This is a genomic window from Deferrisoma sp., assembly GCF_054681715.1.
This window is the reverse complement of record NZ_BAAHFQ010000009.1, coordinates 1-23,646: the sequence shown is the minus strand read 5'-3', so window position 1 is coordinate 23,646 and position 23,646 is coordinate 1. Positions and strand designations below refer to the sequence as shown.

The 23,646-nt window shown below is 68.9% G+C and carries 23 protein-coding genes; 22 read left to right on the top strand and 1 reads right to left on the bottom strand.

All coding sequences use genetic code 11. The annotated features are described in order from the left end of the window. Positions 1–15: 15 nt before the first annotated feature. The 19 genes from ACY0I8_RS02690 to ACY0I8_RS02600 all read left to right on the top strand — a co-directional run bounded on the left by ACY0I8_RS02690 (position 16) and on the right by ACY0I8_RS02600 (position 20,597). Positions 16–249, top strand: coding sequence for a hypothetical protein (locus tag ACY0I8_RS02690; protein ID WP_459940696.1), 234 nt, complete (start codon positions 16–18; stop codon positions 247–249). A 1-nt stretch (position 250) separates the two neighbouring features. Further along, the gene (locus tag ACY0I8_RS02685) at positions 251–3,556 is read left to right on the top strand and encodes an ATP-binding protein (protein WP_461393475.1); all 3,306 of its coding nucleotides are present in this window, start codon (positions 251–253) and stop codon (positions 3,554–3,556) included. A gap of 384 nt (positions 3,557–3,940) precedes the next feature. Continuing rightward, positions 3,941–4,321 carry a response regulator gene (locus tag ACY0I8_RS02680; protein WP_461393474.1) on the top strand — a complete coding sequence of 127 codons (381 nt, stop codon included), beginning with the start codon at positions 3,941–3,943 and terminating at the stop codon, positions 4,319–4,321. A gap of 114 nt (positions 4,322–4,435) precedes the next feature. Further along, on the top strand, positions 4,436–5,506 hold the full coding sequence (locus ACY0I8_RS02675) for an ATP-binding response regulator (RefSeq protein ID WP_459940693.1): 1,071 nt from the start codon (positions 4,436–4,438) through the stop codon (positions 5,504–5,506). Positions 5,507–5,520: 14 nt separating this feature from the next. Beyond that, positions 5,521–6,426 carry a site-specific tyrosine recombinase XerD gene (xerD, locus tag ACY0I8_RS02670; protein WP_461393473.1) on the top strand — a complete coding sequence of 302 codons (906 nt, stop codon included), beginning with the start codon at positions 5,521–5,523 and terminating at the stop codon, positions 6,424–6,426. A 21-nt stretch (positions 6,427–6,447) separates the two neighbouring features. Then, complete coding sequence (locus ACY0I8_RS02665) at positions 6,448–9,117, top strand: CBS domain-containing protein (RefSeq protein ID WP_461393472.1); 2,670 nt, start codon at positions 6,448–6,450, stop codon at positions 9,115–9,117. A gap of 81 nt (positions 9,118–9,198) precedes the next feature. Then, positions 9,199–9,642 (top strand): ACT domain-containing protein, encoded by a 444-nt coding sequence (locus tag ACY0I8_RS02660; RefSeq protein WP_459940690.1) that lies wholly within the window; start codon positions 9,199–9,201, stop codon positions 9,640–9,642. Between the two features lie 21 nt (positions 9,643–9,663). Beyond that, complete coding sequence (locus ACY0I8_RS02655) at positions 9,664–10,617, top strand: ketopantoate reductase family protein (protein WP_461393471.1); 954 nt, start codon at positions 9,664–9,666, stop codon at positions 10,615–10,617. Between the two features lie 149 nt (positions 10,618–10,766). Next, a complete protein-coding gene (locus tag ACY0I8_RS02650) occupies positions 10,767–11,213 on the top strand; it encodes a DMT family transporter (RefSeq protein WP_459940688.1) in 447 nt (148 codons plus the stop codon). Between the two features lie 181 nt (positions 11,214–11,394). Then, complete coding sequence (locus tag ACY0I8_RS02645) at positions 11,395–11,616, top strand: hypothetical protein (RefSeq protein WP_459940687.1); 222 nt, start codon at positions 11,395–11,397, stop codon at positions 11,614–11,616. Between the two features lie 822 nt (positions 11,617–12,438). After that, entirely contained in the window at positions 12,439–14,106 is a 1,668-nt protein-coding gene (locus ACY0I8_RS02640; protein ID WP_459939859.1) for a peptide-binding protein, read from the top strand. A 3-nt stretch (positions 14,107–14,109) separates the two neighbouring features. Further along, entirely contained in the window at positions 14,110–15,090 is a 981-nt protein-coding gene (locus ACY0I8_RS02635) for an ABC transporter permease (protein WP_461393470.1), read from the top strand. Positions 15,091–15,103: 13 nt separating this feature from the next. Further along, positions 15,104–15,787, top strand: a complete 684-nt coding sequence (locus ACY0I8_RS02630; RefSeq protein WP_459939861.1) for a GspE/PulE/PilB domain-containing protein — start codon at positions 15,104–15,106, stop codon at positions 15,785–15,787. Continuing rightward, the gene (opp4C, locus tag ACY0I8_RS02625) at positions 15,787–16,644 is read left to right on the top strand and encodes an ABC transporter permease (protein WP_459939862.1); all 858 of its coding nucleotides are present in this window, start codon (positions 15,787–15,789) and stop codon (positions 16,642–16,644) included. The genes ACY0I8_RS02630 and opp4C overlap by 1 nt, the downstream gene beginning before the upstream one ends. A gap of 30 nt (positions 16,645–16,674) precedes the next feature. Next, positions 16,675–17,652 carry an ABC transporter ATP-binding protein gene (locus ACY0I8_RS02620; protein WP_459939863.1) on the top strand — a complete coding sequence of 326 codons (978 nt, stop codon included), beginning with the start codon at positions 16,675–16,677 and terminating at the stop codon, positions 17,650–17,652. Beyond that, positions 17,645–18,598 carry an ABC transporter ATP-binding protein gene (locus ACY0I8_RS02615; RefSeq protein WP_459939864.1) on the top strand — a complete coding sequence of 318 codons (954 nt, stop codon included), beginning with the start codon at positions 17,645–17,647 and terminating at the stop codon, positions 18,596–18,598. Before ACY0I8_RS02620 ends, ACY0I8_RS02615 begins: the two co-directional genes overlap by 8 nt. A gap of 13 nt (positions 18,599–18,611) precedes the next feature. After that, the gene (locus ACY0I8_RS02610; RefSeq protein ID WP_459939865.1) at positions 18,612–19,220 is read left to right on the top strand and encodes a hypothetical protein; all 609 of its coding nucleotides are present in this window, start codon (positions 18,612–18,614) and stop codon (positions 19,218–19,220) included. Between the two features lie 276 nt (positions 19,221–19,496). Next, positions 19,497–20,192: a zinc metallopeptidase gene (locus ACY0I8_RS02605; RefSeq protein WP_461393469.1), complete on the top strand. Its 696-nt coding sequence runs from the start codon at positions 19,497–19,499 to the stop codon at positions 20,190–20,192. Positions 20,193–20,195: 3 nt separating this feature from the next. Further along, positions 20,196–20,597 carry a hypothetical protein gene (locus ACY0I8_RS02600; RefSeq protein ID WP_461393468.1) on the top strand — a complete coding sequence of 134 codons (402 nt, stop codon included), beginning with the start codon at positions 20,196–20,198 and terminating at the stop codon, positions 20,595–20,597. A gap of 25 nt (positions 20,598–20,622) precedes the next feature. Here ACY0I8_RS02600 and ACY0I8_RS02595 read toward each other — a convergent pair whose 3' ends face one another. Beyond that, a complete protein-coding gene (locus ACY0I8_RS02595; protein ID WP_461393467.1) occupies positions 20,623–21,537 on the bottom strand; it encodes a DMT family transporter in 915 nt (304 codons plus the stop codon). 138 nt (positions 21,538–21,675) lie between these two features. On the opposite strand from ACY0I8_RS02595, the gene ACY0I8_RS02590 reads away from it, so the two are divergent. The 3 genes from ACY0I8_RS02590 to ACY0I8_RS02580 form a co-directional block, all read left to right on the top strand. Next, a complete protein-coding gene (locus ACY0I8_RS02590) occupies positions 21,676–21,831 on the top strand; it encodes a hypothetical protein (protein ID WP_461393466.1) in 156 nt (51 codons plus the stop codon). 53 nt (positions 21,832–21,884) lie between these two features. After that, the gene (locus tag ACY0I8_RS02585) at positions 21,885–22,688 is read left to right on the top strand and encodes a transporter substrate-binding domain-containing protein (protein WP_461393465.1); all 804 of its coding nucleotides are present in this window, start codon (positions 21,885–21,887) and stop codon (positions 22,686–22,688) included. Positions 22,689–22,755: 67 nt separating this feature from the next. Continuing rightward, the coding region (locus ACY0I8_RS02580; RefSeq protein WP_461393464.1) for an amino acid ABC transporter permease at positions 22,756–23,646 on the top strand (891 nt) is incomplete at its 3' end.

Genomic DNA, 23,646 nt, shown 5'->3' with positions numbered 1-23,646 from the left:
CCCGGGAGGGGCGCCGTGAAGGGGGGATGGAGCGCGGCCCGCCTGCGGCAGTGGTGGTGGATCGCCTTCGTCCTCGGCACCCTCATGATCAACTACCCGTTCCTCATGATCTTCGACCGGCCCGTGACCGTGGGCCGGATCCCCCTCCTGTTCCTCTACCTCATGGGCGGGTGGGCCGTGAGCATCGCGGCCATCGCCCTTTACGCCCACCTCCTGCGCCGGGTCGGCCCCCCGGAGGACGGTTCCTGAGATGCCGCTCACGTGGGGGTGGGTTGCGTCGATCGCGTTTGCGTACCTCCTGCTTCTGTTCGGGGTGGCCTACTGGGCCGAGCGGCGCAAAGACCGGGGCCGGAGCATCATCTCCAACCCCCTGGTCTACGCCCTCTCGACCGCCGTCTACTGCACCTCCTGGACCTTCTACGGGAGCGTCGGGCGGGCCACGGTTTCGGGGTTTCAGTTCCTGGCCGTGTACCTCGGGCCCACCCTGATCGCGTTCTCCTGGTGGACCCTGCTCCGGAAACTCGTGCGGGTGTCCCGGGAGAACCACATCACCTCGCTCTCCGACCTGGTGGCGTCCCGGTACGGAAAGAGCGGGCGGCTGGGCGCCCTGGTCACCGTGATGATCCTTGTGGGGAACACCCCCTATATCGGGCTCCAGCTCAAGGCCATCTCCACGACCTTTGAGATTCTGACCCAGGTGTCCCCCGAGACCCCGTTTCGGATCGTGGGCCACCCCGAGTGGTTCGTACAGGACACGGCGTTCGCGGTGGCCCTCGTCCTGGGCGTGTTCGGCGGCATGTTCGGGGCCCGGAGGTTGGACCCCTCGGAACGCCACGAGGGGATGGTGGCGGCCGTGGCCCTCGAGAGCGTGGTGAAGCTCGCCGCGCTCCTCACCGTGGGCGGCTTCGTCACGTGGGGGCTCTTCTCCGGGTTCTCCGACATCTTCGCCCAGATCGCTGACCACGAGTTCTTCTCCCACCTGCTGACCCTGGGGGCCGCGCCCGGGCGTTCCTACTCCACCTGGTTCACCCTGCTCGTGCTCTCGGCCTGCTCCGTTATGCTGCTGCCCCGGCAGTTCCACGTCATGGTCGTGGAGAACTGCAAGGAGGAGCACATCCGCCACGCCATGTGGCTCTTTCCCCTGTATCTCTTTCTGATCAACCTGTTCGTCGCCCCGATCGCGTTCGGGGGGCTCCTACTCTTCCAGAGCCCGGCGCTCGCCGACACCTTCGTCCTGCGGATCCCCCTGCGCACGGGGCACAACCTCCTGGCCCTGGCCGCGTTCCTCGGGGGGCTTTCTGCGGCCACCGGGATGGTGGTGGTCTCCTCGGTGGCCATCTCTACCATGGTCCTCAACAACCTCGTCGTCCCGGTGCTCCTGCGGGTGGGCTGGCCGCGGCGCATGGCGCCCCTGCTGCTCCACTGCAAGCGGGCCATCATCGTGGGGGTGATCCTCCTGGGGTACGCGTACTACCGGCTGCTGGGCGAGCGGTTCATGCTGGTGGACATCGGGCTTTTGTCCTTCGCCTCGGCGGCGCAGCTCGCCCCGGCTGTGCTGGGGGGGCTCTACTGGCGGCCGGCGACCGGCCGGGGCGCCGCGGCCGGGTTGCTGGCCGGGTTTGCCTCGTGGCTCTACTTCTTCCTCACCCCGTCCCTGGCAAAGGCCGGCTGGATCCCCCTGTCGGTGCTCCGGGACGGCCCCTGGGGGATCCGGATCCTCCGGCCCGACGCGTTTCTGGGTCTGGAGGGACTGGATCTCTGGAGCCACGGCCTGTTCTGGTCCCTGCTCCTGAACGCCGTGGCGTTCCTGGCCGTGAGCCTGCTCACCCGGCCATCCCGGGCCGAACAGGAGCAGATCCCCCGGTTCCTGGACGCCATGGGGCCCGCTCCCCGGGCGCGGCCCGATCTGCGAATGGCCCGGGCCCCGTCGGTGGGCGAGTTCGAGGAGCTCCTGGCCAAGTTCCTCGGGGCCGCGAAGGCCCGGCAGCGGCTCGGGGAGTTTTTCGGGGACTCGGGGTACGACCGCAAGGCCGTTCTTTCGGACGACCGGATGCTCGAGCTCCAGGCCCACGTGGAGCGGAGCCTCGCGGGGGCCCTGGGTCCGGTGGCCGCAAGCCGAGTGGTCCAGCGGTATCTGGATCTCAAGGGCACGACCCTGGAGGAGATCTTCGACGTGTTCGGCGCGGTCTCCCTGAGCCTCGAAGAGAGCCGCGAGGAACTCCAGGCCCGGGTGCGCGAGCTCTCGGTTCTTTTCGAGGCGTCGAAGCGGGTCGCGGCCACCCTGGACGAAGACGAGGCGATCCGGGCCGTGCTCGACCTGGTGGGCTCCGAGTTCGGCATGGATCGCCGGGCGGTGTTCCTGGTGCGGGACGGAAGGCTCCACCCGGCCCGGGCCGAGGGGTTTCCCCAGCAGTATCTTTCCGCGATTTCTCGTGGATCCCGGCGGCCCTCGTACGTGGTCCAGGCGCTCGGGGACCGGCGGACCGTGTTCCTGTCGGACTCCGCCCTGGCGCCCCAGCCCCTTCCCCTGGAGGTCACGGCGGATCCCGGGCTTCTTTCGTTGATCGCCACGCCCATCGTACATGAACACCAGGTGATCGGGGTGCTGGTGGCCGGAAGCAGCCGGCGAAAGGGCTATTTCTCCGAGAAGTTCGTGGAGGCGTTCGAGGCCCTGGCGACCGAGCTCGCGCTCGCCCTCGCCAACGCCCGGCTCTACGAGGAGATCCGGGAGCTCAACCGCACCCTCGAGGAGAAGGTCCGGGAGCGGACCCGGGAACTCGAGGAGGCGAACCGCAACTTGCAGGAACTCGACCGGTTGAAAAGCGAGTTTCTGGCCAACATGAGCCACGAACTCCGGACCCCGATGAACTCGATCCTCGGGTACACCCAGCTCGTTCTCGACGAGGTGGACGGGCCGCTCACGGACGAGCAGCGCAAGAGCCTGGAACGGGTCGAGAAGAACGCCCGGCATCTCTTGAAGCTGATCAACGATATCCTGGATCTCTCGAAGATCGAGGCCGGCCGGATGGAGTTGGAACTCCACCGGTTCGACCTGGGGTCGTTGGCCGAGGAGGTGGCCGAGGACCAACGCACCATGGCCGAGGCGAAGAACCTGCGGCTCGTGGTGCGCCGGGAGGAGGGCGACCTCAGGGTCGTGGCCGACCCGAACAAGATTCGGGAAGTGTTGAACAACCTTGTGAACAATGCTATCAAGTTCACGGACGCGGGCCGGGTCACGATCCGGGTGCGGCCGGAACCGCGTGCCACCGACGGCGTGGCCGTCGATGTGGAGGACACGGGGATCGGCATCCCCGAGGACGGTCTCGCGGTGATCTTCGAGGCGTTCAAACAGCTCGACGGGTCCACCACCCGTGCCCACGGCGGCACGGGGCTCGGGCTGAGCATTGCGAAGCGCCTGGTGGAGCTCCACGGCGGGGAGATCACGGTGGTGAGCCGGGTGGGCGAGGGAAGTTGTTTCACGGTGTGGCTCCCACGGGAAGGACCGGAGGCGACGCCGCGGCCGGGCGCGGAAACGGGCGAGACCTGCCGCCCCTAGGCGGGGCCGCCCGCAGGAACCAACCGGGTTCCACGGGGTCGGAAGCGGCGGGAGTGGGGGCTCCCGGCGGCGATCCGGGCTTCCAGGCCTGCGGGGATCAGCCGTCGCGGCTCGGACGACCATTCCCCCAGGGGCTGGCCGGGGGAACCGTCCGGAATCGAAGGGGGAGGTGGGGGTTGTCGACCCGAGGCCTTCGAGGGGCGCACCTCGCCCCCGACGCCTCCCTCCACCCGTCGGAGTGATGGTCTGCCGGCTTTCTTCCGCAAGGTTGCCCCGCGCCGGTGCCCACGGGTTGGGCTGGCCGACGCCGGCCATGTTGTTACGGTTTCCAGCCCCCAAACCGCCAAGCGACTGCGCCGCCTTGGCGGGAAGTGAAGGATTCGAGTGGCCCCGAAGATTCTGGTGGTAGAGGACAACGTCGACAACCGGGACCTCTTGGTCAAGGTGCTCTCCCGCCACGGGTACGAGGTGGTGGAGGCCACGTCGGGGGAAGAGGCCCTCGAACTGGCCCCCAGGGTCCGTCCGGACCTCGTCCTCATGGACATCAGCCTCGGGGGGATGGACGGGCTCGAGGCCACCCGGAGGCTCAAGGCGCTGCCGGGGGTTGCCGGGGTTCCGGTGGTGGCGATCACGGCCTACGCCATGGTGGGCGACCGGGAACGGGCCCTGGAGGCCGGATGCGACGGGTACATCGCGAAACCCGTGGACGTGCGCGCCCTCCCCGACCAGGTCGCCGATTTTCTCCGGAAGGGGGAAGCGCGCTAAGGGGCCGGGAGGGCCCGCGGCCTCGCCCCACGGGGCCTTGCAACGGGAACGGGACATTCCGAGGGCCGGGGCCGCTGGGGGAGCGGCGATTTCCAGGGCGATGAGGAGACGACCGTGACCACGGCGCCGAAGATCCTGGTGGTGGACGACAACATCGACAACGTGGAACTGCTGGTCAAGCGGCTCCGCGCCGCCGGGTACCGCACCTGCGAGGCGTACGACGGGGAACAGGCCCTCGAAAAGGTGGCGGCGGAGGATCCGGACCTCGTGATCCTCGACGTCATGATGCCCAAGCTCGACGGCTACGGGGTGTGCGAGCGGCTGAAAACCTCCGACGCCACCCGGTCGATCCCGGTGCTGATGCTCACGGCGAAGCGGGAGGTCCCCGACAAGATCCGGGGGCTCGACATCGGGGCCGACGACTACATCACAAAGCCGTTCAACCCCCAGGAGCTCATGGCCCGGGTTAAGAGCCTCCTCCAGCGCCGGTTCTCGGAAGAGCGACGCCTCACCGAGGAGCGGCTCGATGCCCTGGGGCAGATGGCGGAGGGGGTGGCCCACGAGGTCCGAAACCCCATGGTGGCGATCGGCGGGTTCGCCCGCCGCATCCGGGACAAACTGCCCGAGGATAGCCCGCTGAGGGACTACGCGGAACGGATTCTCCAGGAGGTGAAGCGGCTGGAGTCGATGGTCGAGGAGATCGTCCGGTTCAAGACCCTGATGATCTCCCCGTACCAGAGCGTGGACCTGCGGCAACTGGCCGACGAGGTGCTCGACCGCTATGCGGGTACCCTCGAGGAGGCGGGGTTGCGGCTGGAGCGGGACTACGGGGAGGTGGGGGCGATCCAGGGGGACCCCCAGAATCTCCGGCTCGCGCTGGAGAACCTCCTCCAGAACGCCATCGAGGCCACCCCACCGGGGGGCACGATCTCGGTCCGATTGGAGGACCTGGGCGACCGGGTGCGGCTCGTGGTGGCCGATACGGGCCGCGGGATTCCCAAGGACCAGATCGCCAACGTCTTCGACCCGTTCTACACCACGAAGACCGCAGGGGCCGGTATGGGGCTCACCATGGTCCACCGGATCGTCACGCGCCACGGCGGTGCGGTGGACATCGAGAGCCAGGTGGGCCGCGGAACCGCGGTGCACCTGGTGCTGCCCAAGCGCCAGCCCAACGGGATCTGAGGAAGGAAGCGGCCGTGTCCCATGGGCCGGAAGCGGTCCCCTGGCTCGACGCGTTCCTCGAGCACCTGGCGGTGGAGCGGGGCGTGAGCCCCCGCACGCTGGACGCCTACGGCCGCGATCTTCGACGGTTTGCCGCGTATCTGGGATCCCGGGCGTCCGACCTCGGCCGGGTGCGGGGGGCCGACATCCTCGGGTTTTTGCGGGCCGAGAAGGGCAGGGGGGTGTCGAGCCGGACACTGGCCCGCCGGATGTCGGCCCTGCGGGGGGTGTTCCGGTTCCTCGTGCGCGAAGGAGTTCTCTCCGCGGACCCCTTCACCCGCCTGGAGTCCCCCCGGGTCTGGAAAACCCTCCCCCACACCCTGTCGGCCGACGAGGCGGCGGCGCTCGCCGAGGGCCCCCCCGGGGACTCGGCCCAGGCCCTGCGGGACCGCGCGATCCTGGAACTCCTGTACGGCTCCGGGCTACGGGTTTCGGAGTTGTGCGATCTCACCTTCGACCAGATCGACCTCTCCGTGGGATACGTGCGCCTCCTGGGGAAGGGCAGCAAGGAGCGGGTCGTCCCCCTGGGCGAGCGGGCGGCCGAGGCCCTGGGGGCGTACCTGGAGCGGGGGCGGCCTCGGCTCGCCAAGCCCGGCGTTCGCACGAACCACGTGTTCCTGAACCGATTCGGCCGGCGGATCTCGCGCCAGTCGGTGTGGTCGCTGGTGAAGCGGCGGTGCCGGGAACTGGGGCTTCCCGCCTCCACGAGCCCCCATACCCTGCGGCACTCGTTCGCCACCCATCTCCTGGAGGGCGGTGCGGACCTGCGGAGCGTCCAGATGATGCTCGGCCACGCCGACCTCTCCACCACCCAGATCTACACCCACGTCACCCGCAAGCGGCTGGCCGATCTCGTGCGCCGCCACCATCCGCGGCGCTGAGCGCCGGGAGCGCCGGAGCCCGTGGACCTCATCACCACCCACATCAACGCCGATTTCGACAGCCTCGGGGCCATGGTGGCGGCGAAACGCCTGTACCCCGACGCCGTGTTGGCCTTTTCGGGGAGCCAGGAGCGAAGCCTCCGGCAGTTCCTCCTGGAGAGCGCCCTGTACGCCATGGACCTCCGGAAGGCCCGCCATGTGGACCTCTCCGCCGTTCGCCGGCTCGTGCTCGTGGACGTGTCCCAGCCCGACCGGATCGGGCGGTTCGCCGAGCTGCTGGACCGCCCCGACGTGGAGGTCCACGTGTACGACCACCACCCGGACCCGGACAGGGCCATCCGGGCCCGGGTGCGGCACATCGAGCCGGTGGGCGCGGCCACGACCCTCCTCGTGGAGATCCTGCGGGAGCGACGTCTACCGATCACCCCCGAGGAGGCCACGGCCATGCTGCTGGGGATCTACGAAGACACGGGCGGGCTCGTGTTCGCCACCACGACCCCCCGGGACCTGGAGGCGGCGGCCTATCTCCTGGGGCAGGGGGGCGACCTGAACATCGTGTCCTCGTTTCTGACCCCGGACCTCAGCCTGGAGCAGGTGCGGCTCTTGGAGGCGCTCCTTCGAAACCAGACCGTTCACCGCATCTACGGCGTGGACGTCACCGTGACCGAGGCGAGCGCCGATCACTACGTGGGGGACGTCGCCTTCCTCATCCACAAGGTCCGGGACATGGAGAACCTGGACGTGGTCGTGGCCGCGGTGCGGCTGGGGGACCAGGTGCAGGTGGTGGCCCGGAGCCGCATCCCCACCCAGGTGGACGTGGGCGCCCTGGCCCGGGCTTTGGGGGGAGGGGGCCATCCCGAGGCGGCCTCGGCCTCGATCCGGGACGAAACCCTGGTGCAGGTGCGGGAACGGATCCTGGGGCTCCTGCCCAAGATCGTGCGCCCGCCGGTCACGGCGCGGGACATCGCGAGCGCCCCCGTGAAGTTCGTGCGCTCGGGCGCGAAGCTCCGGGAGGTCCAGGAGGCCCTGAACCGGTACCACCTGAACGCCATGCCCGTGCTCGACGACGGGGGGCGGGTCGTGGGGGTGGTGACCCGGATGATCGTGGAGCGCGCCATCCGGCACGGGTTGGCCGAGGCGCCGGTGGGCGACTACATGACAACCGAGGTGGAAACCGTGGGGCCCGACGCTCCCCTGGACGAGGTGCGGCGCCTCGTGGTCCGGGAGAACCACCGGCTGGTGCCGGTGGTGGAGAGGGGAGCCCTCGCCGGGGTGATCACCCGCACGGACCTCCTGCGCTCCCTGACGGCCGAGTTCGGGCCGGTGGACTCCGGCGCCCGGGACCCCCAGGAGCGCGACGTGTCCCGCATGCTCCGGGAGCGGTTGTCGCCGGACGTGCTCGATCGGCTCCGGGAGTTCGGGGCCCTGGCGCGGGAGCGGGGGATGGAGGCGTACCTGGTGGGGGGAGGGGTCCGGGATCTCCTGCTCCGGCGGCCGGTGGAGGATCTCGATCTGGTGGTCGAGGGCGACGGCGTGGCCCTGGCCGAAGAGGCGGCGGAGCGGTGGGGGGCCCGGGTGCGGCCCCACCGGCCGTTCGGCACGGCCAAGCTCGTGTGCCCCGACGGGGTGCGCCTCGACGTGGCCACGGCCCGCACCGAGTATTACGCGCGACCCGGGGCCCTGCCCACCGTGGAGTGGTCGAGCCTCAAGCTGGACCTCTACCGCCGGGATTTCAGCATCAACACCCTGGCCGTTCGGCTCTCCCCCGCCCGGTTCGGCGAGGTGGTGGACTTCTTCGGCGGCCTCCGGGATCTCAAGGAGGGCACCATCCGCGTCCTCCACAACCTGTCGTTCGTGGAGGACCCCACCCGCATCCTCCGGGCCTTACGGTTTCAGCGGCGGTTCGGGTTCCGGCTGGGCCGCCAGACGGAGAAGCTGCTGCGGACCGCGGTCCGGGAGGGGTTCCTCACCGAGGCCCGCGGGAAACGGATGTTCCAGGAGTGGGTCGCCCTTCTCTCGGAGGGGGACGGGGCCGAAAGCCTGGCGCTGGCCGAGGAGCACGGGGTGCTCGAGGCCCTCCTCCCCGGGGTCCGGTACGACCCACGGCTCGAGGCGCTGGTGGAGAGGGTGCGGGGGGTCCTGACGTGGTTCCGGCTCCTCTACCGGGAATCGGAGTTGGACGACTGGCGGGTCTACCAATTGGCGCTTCTGGACCCGCTCAAGGAGGGGCAGGCCGAGCAGTGGGTGTTGGCCATGGGCATCGCCCAGGGCGAGGGCCGGCGGCTCCTGGCGGCGAGGGAGGCCGCATACAGGGCCCTGGGGGAGTTGCGAAAGGCCCTGGACCAGGGAAGCGGCGCGGTTCCCGACAGCCGGGTCCACGCGATCCTCCACCCCTGCGGGGACGAGGCGCGCCTGTTCATGATGGCCAAGACCGAGGACGACCGGAAGCGCAGGCTGATCAGCCGGTACTACACCCGGCTCGCGGACGTTCGACCCGTTCTCCAGGGGCGCGACCTCCAGCGCATGGGGATCCCGCCGGGGCCTGTGTACCGGGAGATCCTGGACGGACTCCTGCGGGCCCGGCTGGACGGCGAGGTCCGCACCCGAGCCGACGAAGAGGCCTGGGTCCGGCGGCGCTGGACGGACCGGGGACCGCCCTCGGGGGTTGACGCCGGGAGACGCGGCCGATAGGGTAAACAGCAATCTACCGACCGGACGGTTGAGAGTCGGCGGACAGGTTGGGGAACCAGGGGGAAAGGAGGAGGAGAAACGATGCCTAAGCTCAAGCAGATCTCGGTATTCCTGGAGAACTCGCCCGGGCGGCTCTACGCCGTCACCAAAGCCCTCGGGGACGCCGGCATCAACCTGCGGGCCCTGAGCCTCGTGGACACGGCGGGGTTCGGGGTTCTGCGGCTCCTGGTGTCCGACGTGGCCAAGGCCCGCCGGGTGGTCATGGGGCTCCACCTCCCGGCCCGGGTGGACGAGGTGGTGGCCGTGGAGATCCCGGACAAACCCGGGAGCCTCGCGGCCGTCCTGGCCCCCATCAACCAGGCCGGCATCAACGTGGAGTACATGTACGCGTTTACCGGGTTCTCCTCGGAGAACGCCGTCATGGTGTTCCGGTTCAGCGACAACGACAAAGCCATCCGGGTTCTGAACGAACAGGGCGTGAGGGTTCTCGACGCCGAGGCCTTCGGCATGCTCGAGGGCGCGTAGGCCGCGCGAAAGGAGGAAGCCATGGGAGGATCTGCGGACTTTAGCCCGACCCGTTTTGCCGTGATCGGCGCCGGCCCGGTGGGGAGCGTGGTGGCCGGGCACCTGGCGGCCAAGGGCTTCGAGGTGACCCTGTGCGACATCGTCGAGGACCTTCTCCGTCCGGCCCTGGATCCGGGGATCGAGATCGAGGGGGCCGACTCGCTTTCGGGCGCCAAGGTGACCCGGGTCACGACCCACGTGGACGAACTGGGGGACTTCGACCCCGAGGTGATCTTCGTGACCACGAAGGCCACGGCCCTTCCGCTCCTGGCCTCGGCGATCCAGGGGTTCCACCGGGAGGGCATGTACGTGGTGAGCTGGCAAAACGGGATCGACACGGAGCTCGTGCTGGCCGAGGCCCTGGGCCGGCCCTGGGTCATGCGGGCGGTGGTGAACATGGGGGTGGGACTCGCGGGCCCCGGAAGGGTGCACATGGCCTTTCACCACCCGCCCCACTACGTGCAGGAGCTCGACCCGGCGGGCCGGGCGGCGGCCGAGGGGGTCGCCCAAGCGCTGACGGCGGCGGGGCTTCCCACGGAGCACACGGACCAGCTCGTCAGCATGGTGTGGCGAAAGACGATCATGAACGCCTCGATGAACCCCGTGTGCGCGCTGACCGGCATGACCATGGCCCAGGCCATGCAGGACCCGTTCGTGGCCGGCATCGTGGACCAACTCGTGAAGGAGGGGATCCAGGTGGCCCGGGCCAACGAGATCTCCCTGGGCTGGGACTACTACCGGTACTGCATGAACTACCTGCGCTCCGCGGGCAACCACAAGCCCTCGATGCTAATGGACGTGGAGGCCAAGCGCCGCACCGAGATCGACTACATCAACGGGAAGATCGTGGAGTACGGTGAGATGGCGGGCATCCCCACCCCGTACAACCAAATGATCCAGGCCCTCGTAAAGGGCAGGGAGGAGACGCTCCGGTAGGGGGATCGGCCTCCGCGGCGAGGCGTCGGCGGCCCCGCTTTCCGAGACGGAGGGCGGGGCCGCACTGCGTCGGCACCCTTGCGCCGGGGGCCCCGGTTCGCGATGATGGGCCGGGTTCGGGGTTTGAGCCTACATGCGAGGATTGAACCATGTCGCGCGCGCTTCTCGCCCTATGGATGGCGCTTGTGGGCGGGCTCTCGGCGCTCCAGCCCTCGGTGAACGCCCGGCTGGCCGACCGGGTCGGCGGGTTTCTGCCGAGCGCGCTGGTGTCGTTTTCGGTGGGGGCTCTGGCGCTGTTGGCCCTGGTGACGGCGTCGGGCCGGCTGCCCCGGCTCTGGGGCCTTGCCGACGCCCGGTGGTGGGAGCTCACCGGAGGGCTGATCGGCGCCGTGTACGTGGCGAGCACCATCGTGGTGTTCCCCCGGCTGGGGACCGCGGCGGGCATGGCCTCGGTGATCGCCGCCCAACTCGTGGCCGGGTTGCTCCTCGACCGGGCCGGGGCGTTCGGGTTCGAGCGGATCCCCCTGGGGCCCTCCCGGCTCGTGGGGGTGGGGCTCCTGATCCTGGGCACCGTGCTGGTTCTGCGGAAGGGCTGAAACGAAACCGAGAGATACGAATACCTTCGAAAGTATTGACTGAGGCGGGTGGGGGGCCGGCTTCCGGCGGTGCGTGAGTGCGGCATCCGGCCACTGTAGGAGCCACGCCCAGCGCTCCGGCAGGCCCCACGCCCCGAAGCGCTTCTATTTGACCCCCGGAGTGATAGTAGAGGATCGACCCATGGGGCACCGGGTCACCGTGTTCAAACCGTACCCCCTGGTACCGGGTCAGAAGATCCGGATCGAGGGGGGACCCCGGTCGGGGGACTGGGAGGTGGTGGAGGTGGGCGACCGGAAAATGAGGCTTCGCTGCCCCGTGTCGGGCAAGGAGGTGGAGTGGGACCGGTTCGCCTGCTTCGTGGAGGAGCGCCCGGACGCGGAGTGGCCCCGGCGGGACGGGTAGCGGGGAGCTCCGTGGCGGTCCGCCTCCCACGACGGGCGGGAGCGGCCCTTGGGCGACGGTCCCGGCCGAAGACCTTTTTAACTTCGGTCCACCGTCTCCGGTCTCGCGGTCGTCGGTGCCGTGGTCCAGACGGCCGCGGCGCACCGTGTGGCCGAGGCGGAAGTTATTGTTTTGCAAACAGGCCGCGCCCCGCGCGGCTTACGGGAGCTTCCAAGTAACTTCGGCTAGGCGGCTGGGCGGCTCGGCAGCTAGGCGGCTAAGAACCTTCGGGAATCCGGCGTCATCGCGTCGGCCAACCCGTGGGAGCGGCTGCCGTATCAGGGGCCGGAATTCAGAAGTCGGAGGTCAGAGACCCGCCTGGCCTCTGTCGTCTGTCTTCTGGCCCCTGGCACGGTCGTCGGTGCCGTGGTCCAGACGGCCGCGGCGCACCGTGTGGCCGTGGCGGAAGTTATTGTTTTTGCAAACGGGCCGCGGCCTACGGGAGCTTCCAAAGCGATCCGGGCGCGGTGGGGGCGCGGCGAGGCAAGGGGCCGCACCCGGCTCTCCACCAGCCCCCCGCCCGCGGGTTTCCGCTAAACCGCCGGGAATCTGACAATACTTCCGTTGGTTCCAATAGCTTTCGAGCCTCCTAATGCTCCGGCGGCTCAATCGGCACGCCCGGAAGCGGGCCCCATGCCCGCGTGATCTCCTCGCGCGCCTCTCTTGGCGCCGGGGGAATCCCGTCCCAGCGTTCCAGCCGGCTTGACGCCGCCGCCGGTTCCGGGCGATTCTCCGCGGCACCCGCCGTGCGCCGAAACCATCCTGGAACTCGAAGGGGAAACCGTGTCGAAGCGAATCTGGCTGGCCGTTCTTCTCGCCGCCCTGGCGGCCTGCACCCAGGGATCCCAGGAATCCGAGAAACCTGAAGCCCCCAAGGAGCCGCAGGCCCAGGTCGATCTCTCGCCCGCCTACGGCGACACCTTCGTGGACGCCTCGATCGGCGACGCCTCCACCCTGATCCCGATCCTCGCCACCGACTCCGCCTCCCATTCCGTGGCGGGCCTCATCTACAACGGGCTCGTGAAATACGACGGGGAGTACAACGTGGTGGGGGACCTCGCCGAGTCCTGGGAGGTGAGCGAGGACAACCTCACGATCACCTTCTATCTCAAGAAGGGGGTGCGATTCCACGACGGCGCCCCCCTCACGGCCCGGGACGTGGAGTTCACCTACCGGGTCACCATGGACCCGAATACGCTCACGGCCTACCGGGGCGATTTCGAACCGGTGGACTCGGTGGAGGTGCTGGACGACCACACCCTGCGGGTGCGCTACAAGGAGCCCTTCGCCCCGGCCCTGATCTCCTGGGGCGCGGCCGTGCTGCCGCGGCACCTCCTGGAAGGGAAGGACATCAACACCTCGGAACTGGGGCGGCATCCCGTGGGGACGGGCCCGTTCCGGTTCGTGGAGTGGACCACGGGCCAGCGCATCGTGCTGGAGCGCAACCCCGACTACTTCGACGTGGATCCCGACACCGGGATGCGCCTTCCCTATTTCGATCGGTACGTGTTCCGGATCATCCCGGACCTCGGGGTGCAGTTCAACGAGCTTCTGGCCGGGAAGATCGACATGATGGGGTTGAAGCCCCTCCAGTGGGTGCGCCAAACCGATTCGGAGCGGTTCCGGTCGCAGTACAACAAGTACAAATACCTGGCCAACGCGTACACGTATTTAGGTTACAACCTCGAAAAGCCGATGTTTCAGGACGTACGGGTGCGCCGGGCGCTCACCCACGCGATCGACAAGAACGAGATCGTGGAGGGCGTGCTCCTGGGCCTCGGGGTGCCGGCCACCGGCCCCTACAAGCCGGGCACCTGGGTGTACAATCCGGACGTTCCCAAGTACCCCTACGATCCGGAGAGAGCCAAGGCGCTGCTGGCCGAGGCCGGCTGGACCGACACCGACGGCGACGGGGTGCTCGACAAGGACGGGCGGCCGTTTCGGTTCACCGTGCTGACAAACCAGGGGAACGACCAACGGCTCAAAACGGCCGAGATCATCCAGCAGCGGCTCAAGGCCGTGGGGGTGGAGATCGAGATCCGGGTGCTCGAGTGGGCCGCGTTCATCAACGAGTTCGTGAAGCCCGGGAAGTTCGACGCCGTGATCTTGGGGTGGACGATCACCCAGGACCCGGATCTCTACGACGTGTGGCACTCGTCGAAGGCGGTGCCGGGCGGGCTCAACCACACCCACTACCGCAACCCGGAGGTGGACGACCTGTTGGTGCGGGCCCGCAAGACCTTCGATCGGGAGGAGCGAAAGCGGCTCTACGACCGGTTCCAGGAGATCCTGGCCGAGGATCAGCCGTACACGTTTCTGTACGTGCCCTACGCCCTGGTGGCCGTGTCGAACCGGGTGCACGGCATCCGACCGGCCCCGGCGGGCATCACCTATAACTTCGAGCGCTGGTACGTGCCCAAGGCCCTCCAGCGCCACACGGAGACGCCCTGATCCATGCTCGCGTACGTGGCCAAGCGGGTCGCGTTCATGGTCCCCATGCTCCTGGGGATCACGGTGATCTCGTTTGCGCTGATGCACATGGCCCCGGGGTCCCCGACCGAACTCTACACCGAGCTCAACCCGAAGGTGGGGGCCGAGTTTCGGGAGCGGTTCGAGCGATATTACGGGCTCGACAAGCCGCTTCCCGTGCAGTATGTGACCTGGCTCAGCCGGGTGGTGCGGCTGGACCTCGGGGTGAGTTTCAGCCCCGACAAGCGGCCCGTGTGGGACAAGATCCGGGAGCGTCTGCCGATCACGATCCTGATCAACCTCCTGAGCCTCGTGGTGATCCTGGCCTCGGCCGTGCCCCTCGGGGTGCTTTCGGCGGTGCGAAGGGGGAGCCGGTTCGACCGGACGACAACGGTTCTGGTGTTTGCCGGGTTTTCGATCCCGAGTTTCTGGCTCGCGCTCCTCCTCATGAAATGGCTGGGGGTGGATTTGGGGTGGCTGCCCATCTCGGGGCTCGAGTCCTTGGGGGCCGACCGGCTGCCGCCTTTGGCGCGGTTCTGGGACCGGGTGCAGCACCTCATCCTGCCGGTGTTCGTCTCGGCCGTGGGGGGGCTTGCCGGGATCAGCCGGTACATGCGCGGGTCCATGCTGGAGGTGGTACGGCAGGATTACATCACCGCCGCCCGGGCCAAGGGGCTGCCCGAGTGGCGCGTGATCTACCTGCACGCCCTCCGGAACAGCCTTCTGCCCATCGTGACCCTGATGGGGTTCTGGATCCCGGCGCTGATCGGGGGGAGTGTGATTTTCGAGACCATCTTCGCCATTCCGGGGATGGGACAGCTCTTCTATCAAAGCGTGATGGCCCGGGACTACCCCGTGATCCAGGGGATTTTGCTCCTGGGAAGCGGGCTCACCCTGGTGGGGAACCTCGTGGCCGACCTGACCTACGCCCTGGTGGATCCCCGCATCCGGTTCGGCCGGGGGTAGAAAGGGGAAGACGGTGCCTCCTCGACGCAGACGCCTCGGCGAGATCCTGATGGACGCCGGCCTCATCACCGAGACCCAGCTCCAGGCGGCCCTGAGCAGCCAGAAAACCTGGGGCGGGAAGCTGGGCTCCACCTTGGTGCGCATGGGGTTCGTAAAGGAGGAGGACATCCTGCGGTGCCTCTCGGCGCAGCTTCGGCTTCCGGCCGTGGACTTCCGCAAGGTCCGCATCTCCCCCCGGGCCCTGGCCGCCGTACCCCTGCGGATCGCCGAGAAGTACCACGTGATCCCGGTGGCCCTGAAGGAGGAGTCGGGGAAGAAGTCGGTGATCCTGGCCATGGCCGATCCCACGAACCTGGACGCCATCAGCGAGATCGAGTTCCAGACCGGGGTGAACGTGCGGCCGGTGGTGGCCACCGAGTCGGGCATCACCCGGGCCATCAACTACTACTACCGCAAGCAGGGGCCCGACCCGGCCGGAGGAGGCCCACCGAGGCCGGGGCCCGTGACCCCCACCGCGGCCCCGCCCGCCGCCGAACCCGAGGAGGAGATGGTGATCCTCCAGAAGGGGGAGGAACGGCGGGTCGGTTCGCTCGACGGTTTGGACGCGAAGGACCTCCTCGAACTCCTCCTTCGGGTGCTCGAGAAGAAGGGCGTCGTCACCCGGGAGGAACTCCTGGCCGCCCTGCGCTCGGAGTGATGGGGAAGCCGACCCACGTGGGCCCGTGGCGGACCCTATGGCTCCGCCTCCGGCGGAACCGCCAGGCCATGGCGGGGCTTGTCATCGTTTCGGCCCTGGCCGTGGTGGCCGTGCTCCACCCGTGGCTCGCCCCCTACGACCCCGCCCAGGTGGACATCCGGCACATCCTGGAGCCCCCGAGCAGCCGCCACTGGTTCGGCACCGACGAACTCGGACGCGACGTGCTCTCGCGGCTTCTCTACGGCGCCCCCATCAGCCTCCTCGTGGGGTTCGTGGCCGTGGGCATCGCCGTGGCCATCGGCACCGTGCTGGGCTGCACCGCCGGCTACTACGGCGGGTGGTGGGACAGCCTGGTGATGCGCTTCGTGGACCTCATGCAGTCGATCCCCACGTTTTTCCTGATCCTTTCGGCCATCGCGTTTTTGAAGCCCTCGATCTGGCTCATCATGGTGATCATCGGGGCCACCGGCTGGATGGGCGTGTGCCGGTTGGTGCGGGCCGAGGTGCTGAGCCTCAAGAACCGGGAGTTCGTGCTGGCGGCCCGGGTGCAGGGCGCGGGGGATGCCCGGATCCTGTTCCGGCACCTGCTCCCCAACGCCATGGTGCCGGTGCTCGTGTCCGCGACCCTGGGCATCGCCGGGGCGATCCTGGTGGAGTCGAGCCTGTCGTTCCTGGGCCTCGGGGTGCAGCCGCCCCAGCCCTCCTGGGGAAACATGCTGGCCCAGGCCCGGGACAACCTGGAGGGGGGGTGGTGGGTCACCGTGTTTCCCGGGATGGCGATTTTCTTGACGGTGCTGGGCTATAACCTTCTGGGCGAGGGCCTGCGCGACGCCCTGGACCCGAAGATCAACGACTGACCCGCGCCGGCAGAGCCATAGGAGCGTTCGTTGCCCCATCTTCTCGAGGTGGAGAACTTACGGGTTTCGTTCCACACCCGCGCCGGCGAGGTGCCGGCCGTGCGGGGCCTGGACCTGACCGTGGGCCACGGCGAGGCCGTGGGGCTCGTGGGCGAGTCGGGGTGTGGCAAGAGCGTGACCGCGCTGAGCCTCATGGGCCTCGTGCCGGATCCCGGCCGGATCGAGGCGGGTTCCATCCGGCTGGAGGGAAGGGAACTGGTGGGGCTTCCGGACGAGGAGTACCGCAGAATCCGAGGCCGGCAAATCGGCATGGTGTTCCAGGAGCCCATGACCAGCCTGAACCCGGTGTTCACCGTGGGGTTCCAGGTGGCCGAGGCCCTGACGACCCATTTCGACCTGCCGCGCGACGAGGTGCGGCGCCGGTGCGTGGAACTTCTTACCGAGGTGGGCATCCCCGCTCCCGAGGACCGGCTCCGCGCTTACCCGGCCCAGCTTTCGGGGGGGCTGCGCCAGCGGGTGATGATCGCGATCGCGGTGGCCTGCCGGCCCCAGTTGGTGATCGCCGACGAGCCCACCACCGCCCTGGACGTCACGATCCAGGCCCAGATCATGGGGCTCCTGGGCCGGCTGCGGCGGGAGCGGGGCATGGCCCTCCTCCTCATCACCCACGATCTGGGGCTCGTGGCCCAAAATGTGGACCGGGTGGTGGTGATGTACGCCGGGTACGCGGTGGAGGAGGCGAGCACCCGAGAGCTCTTCCGCGACCCCCTGCACCCCTACACCCGGGGCCTCCTGGGCTCCATCCCCGGGGCGAGCGGGATCCGCAGGGGCGAGCGGTTGCGGGCCATCCCCGGAAACGTCCCCCACCCCAGCCGGGTTCCGTCGGGGTGCCCGTTCCGGGACCGGTGCGACCTGGCCATCGAGGCCTGCGGGGACGCCGTGCCGGCCCTCGAGGAGAAGCGGCCCGGGCACCGGGCCCGTTGCATCCGGGTGGACCGAGATGTTTGAGGTACGGGCGGTGGAGCGGCGCTACCCGGTGAAGCGGGGGGCCTTCGGGAAGCGCCGGTGGCTTCGGGCGGTGGACGGGGTGGACCTGACCCTGACCCAGGGGGAGACCCTGGCCCTGGTGGGGGAGTCGGGGTGCGGGAAGAGCACCCTGGCGCGGCTCCTCCTGCGGCTCGAGCCCCCCACGGCCGGGGAGATCCGGTACGCCGGCCGGGACCTCTGGGCCATGGACCGGGAGGAAATCCGGAGGTTCCGGCGGCAGGTCCAGATGGTGTTCCAGGACCCCCAGGCCTCGCTCAACCCCAGGATGCGGGTGGGCCAGATCGTGGGGGAGGGCATGGTGATTCACCGGCTCGCCCGGGGCGTGGAGCTTCGGGAACGGGTGGCGCGGCTTCTGGAGCAGGTGGGGCTGCCCCCCGAGGCGGCCGAGGCCTATCCCCACGAGTTCAGCGGGGGGCAGCGCCAGCGAATCGGCATCGCCCGGGCCCTGGCCGTGGAGCCCCGGGTCGTGGTGGCCGACGAGCCGGTCTCGGCCCTGGACGTGTCGGTGCAGGCGCAGATCCTGAACCTGCTCCAAGATCTGAAGGAACAACACGGACTTACGTACCTTTTTATCAGCCACGACCTGCGGGTCGTGGAGCACATCTCGGACCGGGTGGCCGTGATGTACCTCGGCCGGGTGGTGGAGGAGGGCCCGAGCGAGGCCGTGTTCGCCCGCCCCCTGCACCCCTACACCGAGGCCCTGCTCACGGCGGTGCCCGTGCCCGACCCCGAACGACGCCGGGAGCCCCGGGTCCCGGAAGGGGACGTGCCGAACCCGATCGACCCGCCGCCGGGCTGCCCGTTTCACCCCCGGTGCCCCCGGCGGTTCGGGCCCTGCGACCGGGAGGTGCCGGTCGTCTCCGAGCCCGAACCGGGCCACCGGGTCCGGTGCCACCTTCACGCCTGAGCCGAGGGAAGCCATGCAAAGCGTCCTGCGGCCGATGGATGCAAAGGAACTGCGGCTGCTTGCCCTGTGTGTCGGGGTGAGCCTCGTGGTCCACGCCCTGGCCGTGTGGCTGGCCGCGCCCGGGGGCGCCCGCCCCTCGAAGGAGACCCCGGCGCCCCTGGCCGAACGGTTCGCCGCGGCGGTCAACGCGGCCACCGACCTCGACGCCGCGGATCGGGCCAAGCTGGAAGCCTCGTTGGCCAGGGTGAAACGCGCCGGGTGGCAGCGGGTGGAGATGGCCGAGACCCTCCAGTGGGTGGCCCAGGAGGTCGGGGTGCCGCTCTCGGACTGCGACCTGGTGCGGGCCCTCGACGCCGAGCGGGCCCGGGAGGGCCGGTGGGACATCCGGGCGTGGGTGCGGTGGGAGGCCGGAGCGGGCGCCGAGCCGTTCCTTCGGCTTGCCTACCTCGTGGGGGAGGGGACCTTGAAGAGCGATTTCGGGTCCCACCGCCTCTGGATCCACGTCGAGGCCCCCGAGGGCGCCGGCCGGGTGGCCCTGGAAACGATGGATTGCCGGCTGTTCCGGGCGGGGAAACTCTCGGCCGCGGACCTGCTGCACCGGGCCCGGTGGTTCGACGGGTGACGCCAGCGAGGAGGCTGGGAGGCTGGAAGGCTAGAAGGCTGGGAGGCCGAGAGGCCAGAAAGCAGGGAGGCCCGTGTCCGTCTACAGGAGGCGCGGTCCGGCGCACCGACCGGTGAGCACGCCGCCGGCCGGGGCAAGGGGCCTTGGCACCCCGGGGGGGCGTGGTTACGATAGGGGCGATTCGCCGGGATCGACGGCACCGGGACCGGGCCGGCGATCCCGGCGCTCATGTATCCGGGGAGCGTTGATTCACCCTAACACTGCGGAGAACTGGCCATGTTCTACTTCGATCCCCTCTATTTCCTGCTCATCGCGCCGGCGTTTTTGCTGTCGCTCGCTGCCCAGATGTGGGTCCAGTCCGCGTTCCACCGCTACGGGGAGCGGATGAACCGCAGGGGGATCACCGGCGCCCAGGCGGCCGAGATGATCCTCGCCCGGTCGGGGCTCCACGACGTGCGGATCGAGATGGCCCAGGGGTTTCTGTCGGACCATTACGACCCGCGATCCCGGGTGCTGCGGTTGAGCCCCGATGTGTACGCGAAGCCCAGCCTCGCCGCCGTGGGAGTGGCGGCCCACGAGGCCGGCCACGCGCTCCAGCACGCGGCAGGGTACGCGCCGCTCCAACTCCGCTCGGCCCTGGTGCCGGTGGCCTCCATCGGCTCGCAACTCGCGTGGCCGCTTCTCATTTTCGGGTTCCTCCTGCAGACCATGGCCCTGGTGAAGCTCGGGGTGGTCCTCTTCGCCGCAGCGGTGGCGTTCCAGCTCGTGACCCTCCCGGTGGAGTTCAACGCGAGCCGCCGGGCGTTGGCGGCCGTGGAGAGCGTGGGGATCCTGGGGCCCGACGAGCTCCCGGGGGCCCGCCAGGTGCTCACGGCCGCGGCCCTCACCTACGTGGCGGCCGCGGTCACGGCGGTGATGCAGCTCCTCTACTTCCTCCTTCGTTCGGGACTCCTGGGGGGGAGGGACGAGTAGGCCGTGAGGGCTCCGGCCTGGAAACGGCTGGTCGACCAGCTGACCGACGAGGGCTACGAGAGCCCGTATCTCGACCGGCTGCGCCGGCGGCTCGGCGTGTACCAGGCCCAGCGGGAGCTCGAGAAGGAGATCCTCCAGGAGATGGCGGCGGCCCTGGGTCGGGCCGAGGAGAAGGTGCTGGTGGCCCTCCTGGAGCTGGAACTCCTGGGCCGGCAGGTGGACCGGCTCGAGGCGGAAGGGGCGGAGGACCTCGCGGAGGCGGTCCTTCGGTTCAACGCCAAGCGCCGGGAGGCCCGGCAGCGGCTCTGGGAGCTCGTGATCCACCGGGAGGCCTTGGGGTTTCGGAACCACCGGATCCTGGACGAATTCTACCCGATCCCCCCGCCCAGGCGTCCGAGGGCGTAGGGCCGCCCCGGCCGCCGCCGTGCCCTCAGCCGGCTTCGGGTTCCGCTGGCGCTGCTGTCCCGTTCGCGGCCGCCGGCCAGAGCTCGGCCGCCAGGGTGCCCGCCACGATCAAGAGGCCGCCGGCCCATGCCGCCGGCGTGAGCCGCTCCCCCGCGAGCCACACCGAGAAAAGGGCGGCGAACACCGGCTCCAGGGTGTAGATCAGCGCCGCCCGGGCCGGGGTGGTGTAGCGCTGGTAGGTGGTCATGATCCAGAAGGCGTAGACCGTGGCGAACACCGCGGTGATCACCACCGCCCCCGCCAGGCCGGCCGACCACGCCCGAGGCCAGGTGACCGGCTCGAAGGCCAGGCTTCCGGCCCCGGCCAGAACCGCCATAGTGGCCACCTGCACGAACGTGAGCGCCCGGGCGTCCACCCCGGCCGTGAGGGCGTCGAGCCCCAGCACGTGAAGCGCCACGAACACGGAACACAGGAGCACCAGGAGATCCCCGGTCCCGAGGTTCCAAGGGGCGCTTCCCGTAAGCAGCCACAGGCCCACCACCGCAAGCACCGTGCCCAGCTTGGCCCCCGGGCCCGGACGTTTCCCCAGGAGGGGGCCCGCCAGCAGGGGCACCCACACCACGTTGAGCCCGGTCAAGAAGCCCGCGTTGGCGGCGGTGGTGCGTGCGAGGCCGAAAGTTTGAAACAGGTAGGCCAGGAAGAGCAGAGTACCCAGAAACATCCCCCGGCCCCAGCCCCGGCGGCCGAGCCGCAGGATCTGGCCCCGGGCCATCCCGGCGAGGAGCGCCGCGGCCAGGGCAAAGCGAATCCACAGGAAGCACAGCACGGGCACCTCGCCGATGGCGTCCTTGACCACCGGGAAGGTGCCCCCCCAGAACACGGTCACCGTGGCCAGCAGGAACTCGGCCCAGAGCTGGCGTGTACGGTTGATTCCGTTCACCCCTCCTCCTGACGCTCGCGCCCTTCGAGCCCAAAGAAAAGCCGCCCCGTTCTTGCCGGGGCGGAGTGCGTGTGGTATAAGCGCTTTCCCTTTTACCAAATCCAGTTTCGCCGTGCCACACCTTCACGAGGGGTACCGATGGAGCGCGGGGAGAAAGAACCGGTCCAGATCCTCTGCCCGAGGTGCCGGTTTACCCAGATCATCTACCTTCCGGTGGAGGACCTTCCCCGGTGCCCGGAGTGCGGCACCCGGATGGTGATCGAGGAACTCCTGGACGAGGGCAAGTCGTACTGAGAGCCCTGTCTTCTCCTTCTCTCTTCCCCCACGTTACGCGAAAGGAGAGTCCCATGAAACGACTTCTGTCCATCCTGACGGTTGTGGCCCTTGCCGTTGCCACCCTGGTTCCGGCGGCCTCCGCGGGCACGCTGGACGAGATCCTGGAGCGGGGTTCGCTCCGGGTCGGCATGGAGCCTGGCTACATGCCCTTCGAGCTCACCAACCGCAAGGGCGAGATCGTCGGCTTCGACGTGGACATCGCGAAGCGCATGGCCAAGGCCATGGGGGTGAAGCTGGAGTTGGTGAGCACCGCCTGGGACGGTATCATCCCCTCGCTCATGACGAAGAAGTTCGACATCATCATGAGCGGCATGACCGTGACCCAGCAGCGGAACCTCCAGATCAACTTCGCCGACCCCTACATCGTGGTGGGGCAGACCATCGTGATCCGCAAAGAACTCGCGGGGAAGGTCAAGTCGTACAAGGACCTCAACGACCCCAAGTATAAGGTGGTGTCGAAGCTCGGCACCACGGGCGAGCAGGCCGTGAAGCGGCTGATCCCCAAGGCCACCTATATCTCCTTCGAGCGCGAGGACGAGGGGTTGATGGAGGTGGTACGGGGCAAGGCCGACGCTTTCGTGTACGACCACCCCTACTGCGCCCTGGCCGTGAAGCAGAAGGGCGAGGGCAAGGTGGTGTGGCTCGACGAGCCCTTCACCTACGAGCCGCTGGCCTGGGGCGTCCGGAAGGGCGATTACGATTTTATCAACTGGCTCAACAACTTCCTGCGGCAGATCAAGAACGACGGTACCTACGACAAGATCTACGAGAAGTGGTTCAAGGACGACGCCTGGTTGAAGGATCTGCAGCAGTAACCCGACCTCGAATCTCGCCGAAGGGCCCCGTACCCCGGGGCCCTTCGTGCGAAGGCGGAAGGACGCCGTGAAACAGACAACCCGTACCTGGCCCTGGAACCTGTTGCTCGGGCTCATCCTGCTCGGCCTCGCCGCCGGGATCTGGGTGGCCACCAAACGGGTGGACTACACCTGGCGGTGGAACCGGGTGCCCCAGTATTTCGCCTACCACGCGGAGATCAACGAGCACGCCCCGGCCGACGGCCGGGTGGTGGAGATCCGCAACACCGGCTCAGACGCGGTGATCGTGTTCGAGAGCGACACCGGCGACCGATCGGAGATCCGGGTAGAGACCGACACCGTTCGGGTATCGGAGGGCGAGGAGTTGTTCGAGGGCGATATCGTGGGCTCGCGTCACCAGTGGAAGGTGGGGCCGCTCACGAAGGGGCTCTGGACCACCCTGTGGATCTCGTTCTTCTCGGGGGTGCTCGGTCTCGTCCTGGGGCTTGTCACGGGGCTCGCCCGGATCTCCAAGAACCCGACCCTCAAGGGGCTCGCGGTGTTCTACGTCGAGCTCATCCGGGGCACCCCGCTGCTGGTTCAGATCTTCATCTTTTACTTCTTCATCGGCACCGTGCTGAGCCTCGACCGGATCGTGGCGGGCATCCTGGCCCTGGCCGTGTTCGCGGGGGCCTACACGGCCGAGATCGTCCGGGCCGGGATCCAGTCGATCCCCCGGGGCCAGATGGAGGCGGCCCGGTCACTGGGGATGACCCTGTTCCAGGCCATGCGCTACATCATCCTGCCCCAGGCCTTCAAGCGGATCTTGCCCCCGCTCGCCGGGCAGTTCATCAGCCTGATCAAGGACTCGTCGCTCGTGTCGGTCATCGCCATCACCGATCTCACGAAGGCCGGCCGGGAGGTCATCACCTCCACCTTCGCCACCTTCGAGATCTGGTTCACGGTGGCGGCCCTGTAT

Excerpts from the sequence above, each read along its gene's own strand:
- ACY0I8_RS02685 (WP_461393475.1), top strand. The coding sequence starts at position 251 with ATGCCGCTCACGTGGGGGTGGGTTGCGTCGATCGCGTTTGCGTACCTC.
- ACY0I8_RS02660 (WP_459940690.1), top strand. The coding sequence starts at position 9,199 with ATGCCTAAGCTCAAGCAGATCTCGGTATTCCTGGAGAACTCGCCCGGG.
- ACY0I8_RS02655 (WP_461393471.1), top strand. The coding sequence starts at position 9,664 with ATGGGAGGATCTGCGGACTTTAGCCCGACCCGTTTTGCCGTGATCGGC.
- ACY0I8_RS02650 (WP_459940688.1), top strand. The coding sequence starts at position 10,767 with ATGTCGCGCGCGCTTCTCGCCCTATGGATGGCGCTTGTGGGCGGGCTC.
- ACY0I8_RS02645 (WP_459940687.1), top strand. The coding sequence starts at position 11,395 with ATGGGGCACCGGGTCACCGTGTTCAAACCGTACCCCCTGGTACCGGGT.
- ACY0I8_RS02635 (WP_461393470.1), top strand. The coding sequence starts at position 14,110 with ATGCTCGCGTACGTGGCCAAGCGGGTCGCGTTCATGGTCCCCATGCTC.
- opp4C (WP_459939862.1), top strand. The coding sequence starts at position 15,787 with ATGGGGAAGCCGACCCACGTGGGCCCGTGGCGGACCCTATGGCTCCGC.
- ACY0I8_RS02615 (WP_459939864.1), top strand. The coding sequence starts at position 17,645 with ATGTTTGAGGTACGGGCGGTGGAGCGGCGCTACCCGGTGAAGCGGGGG.
- ACY0I8_RS02610 (WP_459939865.1), top strand. The coding sequence starts at position 18,612 with ATGCAAAGCGTCCTGCGGCCGATGGATGCAAAGGAACTGCGGCTGCTT.
- ACY0I8_RS02605 (WP_461393469.1), top strand. The coding sequence starts at position 19,497 with ATGTTCTACTTCGATCCCCTCTATTTCCTGCTCATCGCGCCGGCGTTT.
- ACY0I8_RS02590 (WP_461393466.1), top strand. The coding sequence starts at position 21,676 with ATGGAGCGCGGGGAGAAAGAACCGGTCCAGATCCTCTGCCCGAGGTGC.
- ACY0I8_RS02585 (WP_461393465.1), top strand. The coding sequence starts at position 21,885 with ATGAAACGACTTCTGTCCATCCTGACGGTTGTGGCCCTTGCCGTTGCC.